15 protein-coding genes and 1 pseudogene are annotated in these 13951 nt (G+C 59.4%); 9 read left to right on the top strand and 7 right to left on the bottom strand.

What is annotated here, in order from left to right:
• The first annotated feature begins 48 nt into the window (after positions 1 to 48).
• Both N5P29_RS09335 and N5P29_RS09340 read left to right on the top strand, forming a co-directional pair.
• Positions 49 to 1176 (top strand): mandelate racemase/muconate lactonizing enzyme family protein, encoded by a 1128-nt coding sequence (locus N5P29_RS09335; protein WP_262278287.1) that lies wholly within the window; start codon positions 49 to 51, stop codon positions 1174 to 1176.
• 12 nt (positions 1177 to 1188) lie between these two features.
• Positions 1189 to 2379, top strand: coding sequence for a metal-dependent hydrolase family protein (locus tag N5P29_RS09340; RefSeq protein ID WP_262278288.1), 1191 nt, complete (start codon positions 1189 to 1191; stop codon positions 2377 to 2379).
• Between the two features lie 50 nt (positions 2380 to 2429).
• Here N5P29_RS09340 and N5P29_RS09345 read toward each other — a convergent pair whose 3' ends face one another.
• On the bottom strand, positions 2430 to 3155 hold the full coding sequence (locus N5P29_RS09345; RefSeq protein WP_262278289.1) for a helix-turn-helix transcriptional regulator: 726 nt from the start codon (positions 3153 to 3155) through the stop codon (positions 2430 to 2432).
• A gap of 186 nt (positions 3156 to 3341) precedes the next feature.
• Here N5P29_RS09345 and N5P29_RS09350 point away from each other — a divergent pair, with 186 nt between their 5' ends.
• From N5P29_RS09350 to N5P29_RS09375, 6 genes are all read left to right on the top strand, one after another.
• Entirely contained in the window at positions 3342 to 3689 is a 348-nt protein-coding gene (locus tag N5P29_RS09350; protein WP_262278290.1) for a RidA family protein, read from the top strand.
• A 55-nt stretch (positions 3690 to 3744) separates the two neighbouring features.
• Complete coding sequence (locus N5P29_RS09355) at positions 3745 to 5178, top strand: hypothetical protein (protein WP_262278291.1); 1434 nt, start codon at positions 3745 to 3747, stop codon at positions 5176 to 5178.
• Positions 5179 to 5326: 148 nt separating this feature from the next.
• Entirely contained in the window at positions 5327 to 6478 is a 1152-nt protein-coding gene (locus N5P29_RS09360) for an aromatic ring-hydroxylating oxygenase subunit alpha (protein WP_262278292.1), read from the top strand.
• Positions 6479 to 6521: 43 nt separating this feature from the next.
• Positions 6522 to 7616, top strand: coding sequence for a 2Fe-2S iron-sulfur cluster-binding protein (locus N5P29_RS09365; RefSeq protein WP_262278293.1), 1095 nt, complete (start codon positions 6522 to 6524; stop codon positions 7614 to 7616).
• A 196-nt stretch (positions 7617 to 7812) separates the two neighbouring features.
• Positions 7813 to 8439, top strand: coding sequence for a TetR/AcrR family transcriptional regulator (locus N5P29_RS09370; protein WP_262278294.1), 627 nt, complete (start codon positions 7813 to 7815; stop codon positions 8437 to 8439).
• Positions 8440 to 9579: 1140 nt separating this feature from the next.
• A complete protein-coding gene (locus N5P29_RS09375) occupies positions 9580 to 10041 on the top strand; it encodes a universal stress protein (RefSeq protein ID WP_262278295.1) in 462 nt (153 codons plus the stop codon).
• A 50-nt stretch (positions 10042 to 10091) separates the two neighbouring features.
• Here N5P29_RS09375 and N5P29_RS09380 read toward each other — a convergent pair whose 3' ends face one another.
• The 3 genes from N5P29_RS09380 to N5P29_RS09390 all read right to left on the bottom strand — a co-directional run bounded on the left by N5P29_RS09380 (position 10092) and on the right by N5P29_RS09390 (position 11852).
• Positions 10092 to 10448 (bottom strand): CU044_2847 family protein, encoded by a 357-nt coding sequence (locus N5P29_RS09380; protein WP_262278296.1) that lies wholly within the window; start codon positions 10446 to 10448, stop codon positions 10092 to 10094.
• Positions 10449 to 10491: 43 nt separating this feature from the next.
• Positions 10492 to 11352 (bottom strand): universal stress protein, encoded by an 861-nt coding sequence (locus tag N5P29_RS09385; protein ID WP_262278297.1) that lies wholly within the window; start codon positions 11350 to 11352, stop codon positions 10492 to 10494.
• Between the two features lie 74 nt (positions 11353 to 11426).
• Positions 11427 to 11852: a GyrI-like domain-containing protein gene (locus N5P29_RS09390; protein ID WP_262278298.1), complete on the bottom strand. Its 426-nt coding sequence runs from the start codon at positions 11850 to 11852 to the stop codon at positions 11427 to 11429.
• Positions 11853 to 12095: 243 nt separating this feature from the next.
• Here N5P29_RS09390 and N5P29_RS09395 point away from each other — a divergent pair.
• Positions 12096 to 12236, top strand: a pseudogene (locus N5P29_RS09395) (four-helix bundle copper-binding protein); the annotation flags it as partial.
• A 175-nt stretch (positions 12237 to 12411) separates the two neighbouring features.
• Here the strand turns inward: N5P29_RS09395 and N5P29_RS09400 are convergent.
• The 3 genes from N5P29_RS09400 to N5P29_RS09410 are packed head-to-tail and all read right to left on the bottom strand — an operon-like array spanning position 12412 to position 13941.
• Positions 12412 to 12882, bottom strand: a complete 471-nt coding sequence (locus N5P29_RS09400; protein WP_262278299.1) for a pyridoxamine 5'-phosphate oxidase family protein — start codon at positions 12880 to 12882, stop codon at positions 12412 to 12414.
• Positions 12857 to 13387 carry a hypothetical protein gene (locus N5P29_RS09405; protein ID WP_262278300.1) on the bottom strand — a complete coding sequence of 177 codons (531 nt, stop codon included), beginning with the start codon at positions 13385 to 13387 and terminating at the stop codon, positions 12857 to 12859. Before N5P29_RS09405 ends, N5P29_RS09400 begins: the two co-directional genes overlap by 26 nt.
• A complete protein-coding gene (locus tag N5P29_RS09410; protein ID WP_315973386.1) occupies positions 13366 to 13941 on the bottom strand; it encodes a cation transporting ATPase C-terminal domain-containing protein in 576 nt (191 codons plus the stop codon). Before N5P29_RS09410 ends, N5P29_RS09405 begins: the two co-directional genes overlap by 22 nt.
• Positions 13942 to 13951 lie beyond the last annotated feature (10 nt).

Here is a 13951-nt window from a genome sequence, read left to right on the forward strand (position 1 = left end):
ATATCCGCCTCCTTCGCCGTGGAACGACGCGGTGGAGGTGTGCGCTCCATGAGAATCGATACCATCAACGTCTACCGCTCCGTATACCCTTTTGCAGAACCACTGCCGGCGTCGAATCTGCATCCCGAGCTCGCCGGGTTTGACGCAACCATTGTGGAACTCATTGCCGAGGACGGCACCAAGGGATGGGGAGAGTTTGCCCCCTTGGGCTCGTTCTACTCTGAAGCTTTCGCTGAGGGTGCTCACGCCGGCGTAGCCCAGGCCGCTCAGCACTTAATCGGTCGCGACGCCCACGCCGTGCGGCAAAACATCCGGGAAGTCGACCTCAGGTTCCGCGGACATCCATATGTGAAATCCGCTCTGGACATGGCAAGTTGCGATCTGGCCGCTCGAGTGGCCGGATGCTCGATGTCAACGTGGTTCGGCGGATCTTACGGCGATCACATCGACGTCTACGGCGTTGTCATCGGCAGCGCTATTGATCAAATGGCCGCCGCAGCGGCAGCGATGACGGACGCGGGCGCTCAACGTCTACAGATTAAGGTCGGCGACGTCGACGCCCACGTTGCCGCCGACCGCTTGCGCGCCGTGCTTGCTGCCTGTCCGCCTGGAATCACTATCTACTGTGATGCCAACGGCAGGTGGACGCAGTTCGAAGCACTTCGATTTCTCCAACTCACGCGGGGTCTGGAGTACGTCCTCGAGCAGCCTTGCGCGACCGTGCGCGAGTGCGCAGCCTTGCGGATGGCCGCGACTCAGCCAATCGTGCTGGACGAATCGATTATGGGCGTCCGGGATGTCCTCGAGGCGGCTAATAGCTCGGCTGCGGACGGCATCACGATAAAGATATCCAGGGTAGGTGGGCCGTCTCGCGCGGCTCACCTAAGAGATTTGGCAAATGACCTGGGTTTGCTGGTGTCAATCGAGGACACCGGCGGTGCGGCCATCGATACCGCGGTGATGGCGCATCTGTCGATGTCGACACCGGTGGAAATGCGAATGCATACGTCTGCTTGGAATCACTGGCTCGCCCCCGATGCCCAAGTCTCCATGCCACGAGTTGACCGCTACCGCCTCTTCGCTCCCCAGGGCTTGGGTTGCGGGGTGTCGGGAGAGTCAACCGTCAATGGATTACCAACCCACACTATTTCTGCCGGCAAGTCCGGCCAACGCTAGAAGGAGCTCCCTATGATTCTCAGGAACTGTCGGCTCGTGCCTGCCCTGGTTGACGATTTCAGTGAAAGCACGGCAGATGTCGTGATCGAAGAAGGAAGAATTATCGGTATTACGCCCACCGGGGATCGTCCGGCCGCTGCGGATGATCTCGACCTTGATGGTCGCTGGCTGCTGCCAGGACTCATCGATCTGCATGTACATCTTTACCTGCCGAACGGAAATTTTGACACTCTGGAGCGGCGTTCGCATGCAGACGTGATCATTGACGTCATCGAACATGCTCAGGCACGCCTCATGTACGGGTACACTACGGTTCGGGATTGCGGAGCATCCGGCTTTGCCAACTCGGCAGTCAGGGACGCGGTAAAGCGTGGAGTCGTGATGGGTCCGACAATCTTCAGCTCCGGCCGGATCATCAGTCCAACAACCAGAGGTAACAGCATCACCCAGTCGGTCTATGTAGAGGCCGACGGTGTCGACGCGGTCGTGAGGGCCTGTCGGGAGGAGATCGCACACGGGGCGGACTTCATTAAGTACATGGCCACCGGTTCCATTGCCAACCCTGGAGGAGAACCCGGGATGATGATCACCACTGAGGCTGAGCTCGTTGCCTTGGTGGAGTCAGCCAGGTTGCAGAACAGCTATGTCGCTGCTCACTGCCACGGAAAAGAAGGCATCATCGCCGCTGCCCGGGCCGGTGTGCGAACCATCGAACATGCGTCCTTCCTTGACGACGAGGCCATCAAAGTACTTTTGGACTATGGGACCGCTATTGTCCCGACCATGTCGGTGGCGCACTCGGCCTTGGCCCGGGCTGCCGCGAACGAGGGCGCACACGGCATCGACGATGAGCAGATCAAATCATTCTTCGACGCATGCCGCGAAGGTGTGAAGAACGCTTACGAGGCCGGAGTGCCTGTGGCCTGGGGAACCGATTTCGGCTTGTCCGGGTTGCGGAAGTTCGGCAACGTCGAATTCACGCTCCGTAAAGCGTTCGGATTCACGCCCGAAGAGTTGCTGAGGCAAGCCACTATAGATAGTGCACAGATCCTGGGGATCCAGGATGACGTTGGGTCGATCGCTGTTGGGAAGCTCGCCGATCTCATCGTTGTTGAAAGGAACCCACTCGAAGACATTGACGTCATGGTGGCAGCTCCACAGATGGTGTTCGCCAAGGGTGTGCTCGCTGGTCTGGGGCGGTAGCTGGCTTCGCGACATCTTCCGTCTGCAGCGCTTCAGCGCACGCTTCAGCGCTATTCCGTCCCGTTGTTCTTGACGCGCAAGCCAAGCTCGTTCAAATAGTTGTATATCGTGAATCGGCTGACATCCAGATGTTCGGCGGCGAGTTCCACCGCTTCACGGATGTTAAAAAATCCACGATCATCCAGTTCCTGGACTACTTGCATTTTGTGCGACTTTTTCATGAGCTCAACCGGAACGCCGACCGTGCTCGTCGAGTCTCTCAGTATGCCCTGCGCCAGGCCATCGACCGAGACCGGGAAGGTGTCAACCACCTGGGGTGAAGGATGGAGGGGCATTGCCGTCAGGGCCGACAGTGCAACCTGTGCCCGTTCAAGGTCTGTGACGTCGCTGTTCAGGGACAGGCATGCCACTGCACGTCCGTCCGGTGATCTGAAGAAAATATTCGAGCAGCGCATGCTCATTCCGCTGGTCGTCTGGGTTCGGTAACCGATCATGTCATCCAGCTCGTTCGCTTCGACAAACCGGAGACCGACATCGGTGATCGGACCACCAACCGCGCGGCCGCTCACGGGGTTGGCTATGGCGACGATACTGGTGGGCACTTCACAGAGGTTGTGCAGTACCACTTCCGTGCTCTCACCAAGGGCAAGGCCCAGGACCGGAACCACCGGAGCAACTATGGAGACAACCGCGTCGGCGTGCTTTACCTGCTCCGCCGTGAACGGAATGCGGCGGGCGGCATGACGCGGCGGGTCCACGAGCTTCTTAGAAACCATCTTTTTAACCATTCCTCGAAGGACGGTGCCGGATGACCGTCGGTCGGTTCTAGCATCGCGCCTTCTCCGCCAGACAGTCAACAAATGATTGACATGGTTGATGAATGGACTTAAGCCTGCAACACTTTGTTGATTCAGTTGATGAGGGACTATCTCCCGTTGACACCACCTAAGGAAGGTTGACCCATGGCGTTTTCGAAACCCAATTGCGCGGACTTCGTCACACTCAAAGAGCCTGTTCTGCTGTCTGGAATAGTCGGTGTTACCGATGAGTGGGAATGCTCCGGCGATGATTTTTCCACCCAGGCACGGCAAGCCTTCGCAAACGCTAAGCGTGTAGTCGACGAGGCGGGGCGACGGTGGGAAGATGTGGCCTTTGTGCGCGCGTTTTTGGCCGATATCACCCACTACAAGGAGTACAGTGCCCTGTTTGATGAGATGTTCACGGTGAGTCCTCCGGCTCGCACGACTGTTCAGGCCGGCCTCGTCGGCCCATTCCTCGTGGAACTGGAAATCACCGTCAACGGCAATTAGTTCACCACCCGTCGTCGTCGTGCCGCAGGCCCGAACAGCAATAAGAGGAAAAACTATGTACACAGTCCAGGCGACCACCCGGCTCGGTGGGGGGCGCGTTGAAGGCGTTGCCGGAATGACGTCACCCGTTGAAACAATAGTTTCCTCGGCGACGGTGATGACCCCCAGCGGTTCCACGGCCACGTTCGTGACCACAAGCCATTGCCTGGAGGTGGCCGACAAGCGAGATGGTCGTCCGATCATCTTCGCTTTCAATGGCGGTCCGGGCGCGGCGGCAGGGTTTCTTGATATCGGATTCCTTGGGCCGTACGGCCTGGAGTTCGCCGACGGTGTGCGCCCGGGCACGCACCCGCCGTTCAGGATCAATGTTGCTGCAGACACAATTCTCGATACCGCCGATGTGGTTCTGATAGATCCCCCCGGAACGGGTTTGGCGAGGCTGAATCCCGAGACGGACCCCAAGGATTTTTACGGATCCATCCAGGACGCCTCAGCAACGCTGGCCGTCATTATGGACTGGTGCGATCGAAACGATAGGGAGAATTCACCGCGGTACCTGCTGGGCGAAAGCTACGGCAGTGTTCGAGCGGTCGAAGTGCTTGGACGCTCCCTCGGAGGACCAACTGAAGGTGGGTGGCTTCCCGGCATGAGTTTTAACGGTGCCATCCTCGTAGGGTCGGTCCTGGATCTGGCGCGGACGATGCATGGAGACCTCGGATTTGTTCAACGCACCACTGCCTACGCCGCGAGTGCCTGGTATCACGGAATAGCCGGCGCGGGCGCATCCCTGGAAGCGCACGTTGCCCAAGCCCGCACGTTTGCAAACCGGGAACTCGTCGTGGCCATGCACGAAGGGCTAAGGCTTGGGGGAGCACATAGGCGCTCCATCACAGATCGACTCTCCGAGGCCATAGGGCTGCCAACTGGACTCCTGCTGCGCAACAATCTCAGGATCACTGCCGAGGAGTTCTCCAAAGAACTGCTGCCCTCCGGACGCATCGGGCCCTTCGATGCCCGATACACAGCCAGCCGCCAAGCCATCGGAGCCGATGTCGTTGCTGACGACGCGGGAATGGGGCAGTTCTCAGCTGCCTTCGCGCACGCCACTCGGACGCGGCTCCGGGACCTTAACGTCGCCAAGGCCGCCGACTACAAACTCATTGATTTTGCTTCCGTCGGCACACCCTGGGACTGGGGGAGCGGGCCCGGCATCGTCGCGCCACCAGACCATGTCTCTCGGCTGTCAACCGCACTGGACCGGGACCCGGAACTCCGCGTGCTCTTTGCCAACGGCTACTTTGACCTGGTCACGCCTCTCGGCTCTGCGGAATATGTCGCAGCTCAGGTAGAGCCGGATGCCAGCCGTGTGACCGTCACCCCGTTTGTGGCAGGCCACATGCCATACGTGGGTGACGAGGCCCGCAAGGCTCTGACGCAAAGCGTCCGAGCCTTCGTGACCACGGGGGGACCCGCACCAGCCAACAGCTAATTTCAACAAATACTTGTTTCTTGCAACATTTGGTGTAAAAATTTCTGTATCGCCCTAGATCGGCTGATCATCCGTAATCGGACCGCCGGGCATCCCATACTTTCCAGCACAACACTGGCTGGGGCCTCAATAAGGAGTTGAAGAACCCGTGACGAACGCAAGCGAGCTCATGCGTCACCAAGTTGCCGAAGGCCTCGGAATCCCCCGGGACCTTTACCTGTCCGAGGAAGTCTTCAATCAGGAGATGGAAGCCATCTTCGGAACCTCTTGGATCTACGCCGGACACGTCTCACAATTGGCCGAGCCCGGCTCCTACTTGACGGTGGAGTCCGGGAAGGAAAGTGTGATCGTAGCCCGTACGCGTGAAGGGTCGCTGGCAGCGAACTTCAATGTATGCCGACACCGCGGAGCGCGGCTTGTCGACGAGGGCTGCGGAGTTACCAGGCGATTCGTCTGCCCTTACCACCAATGGGGCTATGACCTTGACGGCTCATTGAAGGGTGCCCCGAAGATGCCCGAAACCTTTGACCGGAGCCAGTACGGACTAACATCCGTTCACGTAAAGACATGGCAAGGCTTCATCTTCGTGAACCTTGCCGAAAGCCCCACCCGCGACCTGGAAGACATGCTCAGTATCGGAGAGGAAGGGCTGGCCCCCTTCGACCTCGCCTCCGCGCGGGTTGCCCACACCATCACTTACGAAATCTCAGCGAACTGGAAGCTCGTCTGGGAAAACGCCCAAGAGTGCTACCACTGTGGAGCGAACCATCCCGAGTTCCTGAGCGCGGTCGATATCCGCGAGATCACCAGCGATGGACCCGTAGTGTGCGAGATTCCCCCCGGATATGATCCCGTGGTCAAGACCGCACGTTTCCCGCTCAAGGCCGGCGCCACCTCCCTTACGGTCGGCGGGCAGCCAGCATCAGCAAGGATGCTGGGCCAATTCGCCGAAGGTCTTGAGCCCTACACGGCCTCGGTCCACATTAAACCGACGTTTGCGCTGGTCGCCTGCCCTGACTACGCGATGGTCCTCCGGGACGAGCCGATCAGCCTCGACAAGACGCGCGTCACTGCGTCATGGCTCGTCCACAAAGATGCCGAAGAATCCGTCGACTACGACCTGGCCAATCTAATTCGCGTGTGGGACGAGACAAACAAGCAGGACTGGGCTCTCTGCGAGCGAACCCAAAAAGGCGTACAGTCCCGCGCGTTCGTTGCCGGACCGCTCTCTTACGAGGAAACGTCAGTCGTGGATTTCCATAGGGCGTACGAGGGATGGCTCCAAGCCGCGGGACTCTAGGCCAAGCAATCTCTACCCGATGGTCAATGGAGGTGAACCCACAGTGACGACAGATATGAACAACGGCCACTTGCTGGCCCCCACCTCAGTCCTCTTCCACTCCCTCGTGGTTTCTGATGTGCAGCGGCTTACCAGTGACTCAGTCTCTGTTGAATTCTTCGTGCCTGAGTCGCTGCGTAAGACCTATGAGTTCGCTCCGGGTCAGTCCGTTGCCCTTCGTAGAATCATCCAAGGCGAAGAGCACCGCCGAAGCTACTCCATCGCGGAGGCCACCGGCCAAGGCTTCCGCATAGGAGTCCGGGAAGTAACTGGAGGGCACTTCTCGCCTTGGCTGGTGCGTGAAGTGCGTCCGGGAGACGCCATTGATGTGTTCCCACCACAAGGACGTTTCCATATCCGCCCCGAGGACCGAGGGCGGCACCTGTGCATCGCCGCAGGCTCCGGCATCACGCCTATGCTGGCGATCACATCCTCAGTGCTGGAATCCAACGACGGAGAAGTCACCCTCATCTATGGCAACCGGAGTCCAGACTCAATCATGTTTGCCGGACAACTAGAGAGTCTGTCGGCACGATACCCGGACCGCTTCTCGCAACTGCGGACGTTCTCACGTCAGGGCATGACCCAGAGTGAGGCGCTCTTGCGGCTCGATGCCTCCGGCCTCCGAAGGGTCTTGAGTGGACTACCGCACGTGACCGAATTCGATCACGTTTGGATCTGCGGCCCCTTCGAGATGGCTCTGGGCGCAAGGGAACAGATAGTCGGTGACGGCGTCCCCGCTTCACATGTGCGCGTCGAGCTCTTCAGCGCCGACGGTGCCGCCGTTGACGCTTCCCCGCCCAAGGATGCACAAAGCCCCGACGAGACCACCGTTATTGCAGTGTTGAGCGGTCAAAGCAGTACCTACGTTCAAGGGACTGATATCACGCTCCTGCAAGGTCTCGAAGCGGCTCGGGATGACGCTCCTTTCTCCTGCCGAAGTGGGGTGTGCGGGACATGCCGCGTACTCGTTCAGAAGGGAAGCGTCGAAATGCGAGAGAACTACGCCTTGGATCCAGACGAAGTTGAGGACGGCTACGTTCTTGCATGTCAGTCCTATCCGCTGGGTGGAGCTATCGAGCTGGACTTTGACAGCTGACACCGATCCTCATGCAGGAAAGGACTCCTGGGTTGACCCTTTCGTAAATCATTCGTTCCCGCGACGGCTCGGTCGTTTACACGCAAACGTTTGATTGCTCGCCGCATTCATGACAGGAGGCGTGCGGCCGTCACTTATGCAAGAACCCTACAGAGCAGGGCTGGGATGACACGGAGTCGGACATGAGGCCAACGTTGTGCGAGAACTGAAAAGAATCACACCCGCTAACGACCCCCGGTCGGTATTGCGGGCAGCCATTGAAGTTTTTAGTCAGCACGGCTATGACGCCACATCCATGGACGACGTGGCTGAAGTTCTTGCCATATCAAGACCCGCGCTCTATTACCATGTTCCTTCAAAAGTCGAGTTGTTAAGACGTGCTCTGGAGCCGATCCTCAAAGCGCTTGAGGACATCACATACCCCACCAATGCGAGAACCGTTTCGGCTGAAGACCGGATCATACTCGTAGTTCAACAGGTGGTTACGATTTTCACCGGGGATCTGCCATCGGCCTCACTGCTATTGCGCCTCAGGGGCAATACGGACGTCGAACGCAAGGCGATACAACGTCGCTGTGTATGGGAAAAGGAGCTATCAGCCCTGATGTGCCAAGTGAAGGATGAAGGCTTCATTCGGCACGGCCCAGACCCCCGATTGGTGGCACGCCTCTTGATCGGAATGGTGTACTCAACTGTTGAATGGTACGATCCAGCCGACGGACCGACACCGCAGAAGCTGGCCCGTGAAATATTCCGTCTCACCTTCAGTGGCTTGAGAACGCCACGAGAAGCAGCCGCGCTCACCAAACCTGACACGCCTTGATACCGCTTCCGGTGCGGCCTTGACGCCGGAAGTGCTGCCTTCGACGTAACGTGGGGAGTGCGGGTCAACCTGAATGCCCCTTCGACTACATGCAGACCTCTGCAGGCAGTCCTACGCTTCCAAACAAGGTCTCAACTGACAGGCCACGTCGTCCCGCAGTTTTCGTCCTCACTTCCACACTCCTGTACTTTGAACGCCGATAATGGACGTTCTGTCGTCGGCCCCGGACGGGAGGCCTTGTCATGATGCTCTGTGTCGTCTCCGCCATGAAATAGATGAAGGAGGTGTAGCTACTGTGTCGAGCTATTCATCGTTCTGGCGGGTTGGCTGCCGTCGCGTTCTGGGTTGTTCTATCGACCGGAGCGAGTCATGCCTTGGGCGTCGGGGCCTCATCCTACCGGAGACTTCACGCGGACCAAGAGGTACCGTCCAGCAGGAAAACTGCGGAGGCGGCAGCGCCGATTTCCTGGCGCAGGCTATGAGTGCGAGGGACGCGTCAAGTGCCCCTTTTTCGGTGTTCGATCGAGCAAAAAGGAAGTGTGGACAATGTCCACACTTTCGACCCCGGACTGCCTCGTACAGCCGCCGAATTGCCTCGGATTCCGCATGTTTCCACCACTTCCCCGTGCTACCAAGGCCTGGAATCCCGTTCGAGTCCCACCTCGGGCACGGCATATCCCCTCTTCGGAGGGGATTTTTGCTTTAACGCGTGAACAAAAGCTTGACTTGTTCGGGAATCCTGCCGAACCTTTCGCGTATCCGCTCTCGTTGTGTGTCGTTGGGGTCGCGGTTGTGTACCCGTTTGTCCAGCCAAAGAGGGTGCACATTATGCGCACCGGTGTATGCCTCTAGTTGGGAATGGCCGTTCCCGATTTCTTGCTCACGCAGCTTCATTTGTGCACGTCGTCCACAAGGACATGACTTGGGTGCTCTGAACCACATAACAGTCCTCAGCGCCAGTCCCCTGACGGTCGTCGTGCTATGTGGTCGGCGACTGTGCTCCGCGGGCTGGCGCTGGTGTGTTGTTTCCAAAAAAAACGCACAACCCTTCCGTGCGCCGTCGTGACTAATGGCCCTGTTGCGGGCTGCCACACAGAGGGAGCATTTCCTGACAAGCACGCACACGGCAGGAGACAACTCATGAACGATGCAGCACCGTTGGGCAGGATCGTGGTCGGCGTTGACGGTTCGGAGGCCTCAGTTGCAGCACTGCGTGAGGCGCAGCGGCTTGCGCTTCCGCTCGGGGCAGATGTGGTGGCGACGGCGTTCTGGGAGTTTCCGCGGGTGTACGACGGCTACGTGGCCATGGGCATTGACCGCTTCGAGGAAGCCGCCGGTGACGTCCTCAAGCAAACCGTCGGGCAAGCTTTCGGGCCGGGCCGGCCCTCCAACGTGGTTTCACGGTTGGAGCGGGGCCATCCGCGGGAGGGCTTGATCGAAGCGAGCCGCAGCGCCGACCTGCTGGTGGTGGGCCGTCGAGGCCACGGGGGCTTCGGCGGTCTACTTCTTGGATCTGTCAGTTCGGCATGTGTAGCTCACGCCCATTGCCCCGTACTGGTGGTCCATGCACCCGAAGCGCACGAGGGTAGCACCGGTAAGTGAGCGGACCAGACGAGCGATGTTCCGGGCCCAGATGGCGGGCACTGCTCGGATCAGTGAATGTCCAGCGCCGTCTCGTGTGTTGTTTCCTCAAGGTAGTGTCCGCTTGGCTGCCAGGACATCCGTACGACGAAGTGGCCCTCCGCAGCTGATCTGGAGACCAGGGCGCCCGCGTCACCTGCGAGCTTGATGCCGAATTCAATCTCGAGGTTCTCCGGAGCGAGTTCCTGCATGGACTCCATGGCAGCAACGGCTGCGGGACGAACACTGGCGAGGGCATCTTCGAGGCGCCGTCCGACGTCCAGGATGCCCTGTTCATTGCGACCAGGATGGTCCACTCCGAAACTGCCGTCTGCAACTTCCACCAGCACTGTTCCGGAGCCAACTTCATATCTCAGTACGTCTGTCATGGTTCCCTTCCTGGGCTGAATCGAAGCTGTCTGTGACCATGGCTTAGTCCCCGTTCTCCTGTGGAGGAACGACGACGGTTGGGCACACCAGGTGCGTGAGGACACCATGGGCAGTGGAACCCAGGACCAGGCGGGCAAAGCCGCCCCGTCCGCGGCTACCCAAGACCAAGAGCCTTGCGCCCGCGGCTGCGTCTATCAGTGCCCTGACCGGCTCCTTGCTGGGTTCGAGTATCTTGTTGATGACCAAGTCCGGGTAGCTGCTGTTCAGACCGGCGACAGTTTCGGCAAGGATGATGTGTTCCTGTTCGTCCATCAACTTTCCGAGATCAGCCGGTGCAAGGCCTGCGTCAGTCACCGGGTCTGGAGCCGTGTATGCGTGGACTACGGTCAGTTCCTGCCCTTCCCTGTCTGCCTCGGCGGCGGCGAAGTCGACCGCGCGTTGTGAAAGGTCCGATCCATCGGCGCCCACGACTACACCGCTTTTTCCATCGACGTCGTTCGTCCCAACTACCGCTACCGGGACCACGCTCGCGCCGGCTATCTGTAGTGCTCTGTCGGTCAAAGCGCCCCCAAGGTGTGGGCTGCCGGAGCCGACCACGAGAAGGGAGCACTTTGGGCCGTAGTCGCCAAGTGCGCCAGCCACGCTTCCACTCAGCAACTCGGAGGTAATGTGCAGGTGGTCCTGCCCGCCGACCTTGGCAGCGGCAGCCTCCAGCAAGTCCTTCCCGGTCTGCCTGAGTTGACCATTCCAGGCACCAGGATTCAGTGACCAGCGGTCATCGACCACATGCAGGATCATTAAGGGCACTTTCTGCTCTGAGGCACGTCTCGCGGCCCACAGGAGTGCTGCTTCGCTTTGTGGCGAGTCCTTGTAACCCACGGCGATGGCGCGCGCGGTGTTCATGACGGGTTCCTTTCCGTGGAGGGGAATGGGGCTTTCTCATCTGCCCTTTGTTTTGGTTTGCATTCGTGGAGGCTTCACTTCGGCTGCTCCCGCAAGCCCATACCGTCACCGACAATGGGCCAGACCACCCGGGTCTGCCAGGTTGCAGGGTTCGGTTGTTTCTCGGGGTCGCTCAGGTAAAACTCCCACATTGTGTCAGAGGGAGTCTTGCCCTCTGCGCTCATTCGCTCCAGGATGAGCGCATAAGTCTGCTGAAGCGAGTCGTATGGGCCCCTGTGCATGGCTTCGAAGGCTTCCGACTCCGGCAAGATATGGGCCACCACGTCTCCCTCGTCACTGAAATTCGGGGTTATGGGAAACCCGGCCTCGACATCGACCGTGTCAGTGGGCATGCCGTGGTAGAGCGCGAACGGAGGCCCTGTGGGGTAGGCATGCTGAGCTTGGGCAGCTGCGATCACGGCCCCGAACGCACGAGCAAAGAAGTCGGTGAGTCCAGTCATTGCCACACGCTCGCGGATTACTGCAGTGCGCTGTTCAGGGGACGTGATCAGCCGGGGCTGAGGTTCAATGGTGACCATAAGGCCAGAATCGCGTCACAGGTTTATCCGGGGCAGGGCCAAAGGACCCTACGCGGCATTGAAAGCCAGCAAGAGCCAGTCCCGCACCTTCGCATCCGCTGAATCTGCCGTGGACAGTTCCGGCGATGCTGATAAACAATCAATGACCGAAGCGAGACCACCATGACGGCCTGCGCAGCCGCATGCGCGAGCTGTGCCGACGAGTGCTCCCGCCACGCCAGTATGCACGATCACTGCCGCATCTGCGCCGAAACCTGCCGACGCTGCGAAGAAGCCTGCAGCCAACTCCTGGCCAGTCTGCACTAAGACATTCATTAGCTGATCAGGTCACCGCCCCGGCAACCATGGAAGTGATGGCTGTTTTACCGGCACTGTTCGGTCCTAAGAGGGGGCAGGTCTCGCTGGGGTGGATTATGAAGGACACGTCGTCGACGGCGGTCAGCCCAGCAAATCTCTTGACGAGGTGGCTGGCCACGGAGACCTATTCCAGGCCCGCCCTGGTGGCGTCGTTAAGCGGAGTATCGGACGAGTCGGCTGCGCTGAGGTCGAAGCGTCGTCCCGTGATGGAGTCCGGAACTATCCGGTAAAGAAGGTCCTGGCCGACACCTTGCCAGGGGAACAGTGCACGGGTGATTTTGTTGACTGCCTGATCCTCCGGTCCGGCCTCGGTTGCGGGGCCTTTGACCACAACGCTCCATGCCAAACCAAATTCGGCGCTGACAGAATCTGCCTCAATGGCAACGGTGGCATCGCTTTCGATGGCGTGTTGTTTGGTCCCCATTCCGGTACGGAACACCAGCGTCCGGTCTGCCACGGCAAAATTTATGGGGAAGATGTCCGGGTGACCGTTGGAGATCACGGACAAACGGCCGATGTTTGCCTGGCCAAGGAGTCGCCAACAATCCTCAGGTTCCAGCACTTCGGGATCAGGTTCCAGGTTCTTCTCGTTCATGCCGCGATCCTAGGGGCCGCCATGTGCGTTCGACAGGGCCCAAAGTCCCGTTGACGGCCGCTGGATGCTGTTGTCTTGCCCGGGAGGTCCTGCGGACGGAATCTCCGACGCCCAGCAATAAGAGCAGCAGCCCGATCTCTGCAAGCCCGGCGCCAAAATAGATCACTTGCAGCACGCTGAAAGGAATCAGTGTCATCTGCACAAAAATCCAGACAAGGATCGAGTAGCCCCCTGCTGCCGTAAACAGCCCAGCCAAGCGGTGGTGACGGAGCAGAAACACAAATGCGGCCGTGTGCAGGCCGCCAACGATGAGGGCCAAAAGGAGCCCCGGGACCATGAACGAGCTGAAGGGGGAGCCGTTCAGATATTCAACCGGAACTTGGGCTTCGGCAGGTAGTCCCAGCTTTTCGGGTCCCAGCCAGGAGCCGAGTACCATGACGAGTCCACCGGCAATGGATGTCAGGGCCACAAGGCCAAGAATGATCAGGAGCAGGATGAAGAGCATGACATTCTCCTAGGCGAGGGAGGTGCGGAGTGTTTATCCAGCGCCACGACGAGCCAAGCCAGGCCGGCAACCAGGAGAACCATAAGCCAGGATTGGAGTGGCAGTGGAGCGGTGTGGAACAGCGTGTTCATGCCGGGAAAGTACGTGACTGCGGCTTGGCCCAGGACCTGCAGGAACACTCCTGCCACAAGCCAGTAGTTGCTGAAGGGCTTGATGCTCCAGACAGGCCGGACCATCGAGCGGCAGCTGAAGACGTAGAAGATCTCGAACACAACGAAGAGGTTCAGCGCCGCAGTCCTGGCTTCGGGAAGACTGGCGCCCCGTCCCAGTTCAGTTTGGAAGATCCACCAGGTTCCGCCCAACAGGAGAGCGGAGACGAGCATGATCCGGACGGTCAGCTGCCACGTGAAAAGCGGTTGGCCGGGGTTCCGGGGCGGCCTGGACATTAGACCGGGTTCTTTGGGTTCGAATGCCAGCATGAGGCCCAGGGCTACGGCCGTAGTCATGTTGATCCACAGGATTTGGGTGGGGAGGATCGGCAGGGTCCAGCCCATGACGACTGCT

It is taken from the genome of Paenarthrobacter sp. JL.01a (assembly GCF_025452095.1).
Lineage (GTDB): Bacteria > Actinomycetota > Actinomycetes > Actinomycetales > Micrococcaceae > Arthrobacter.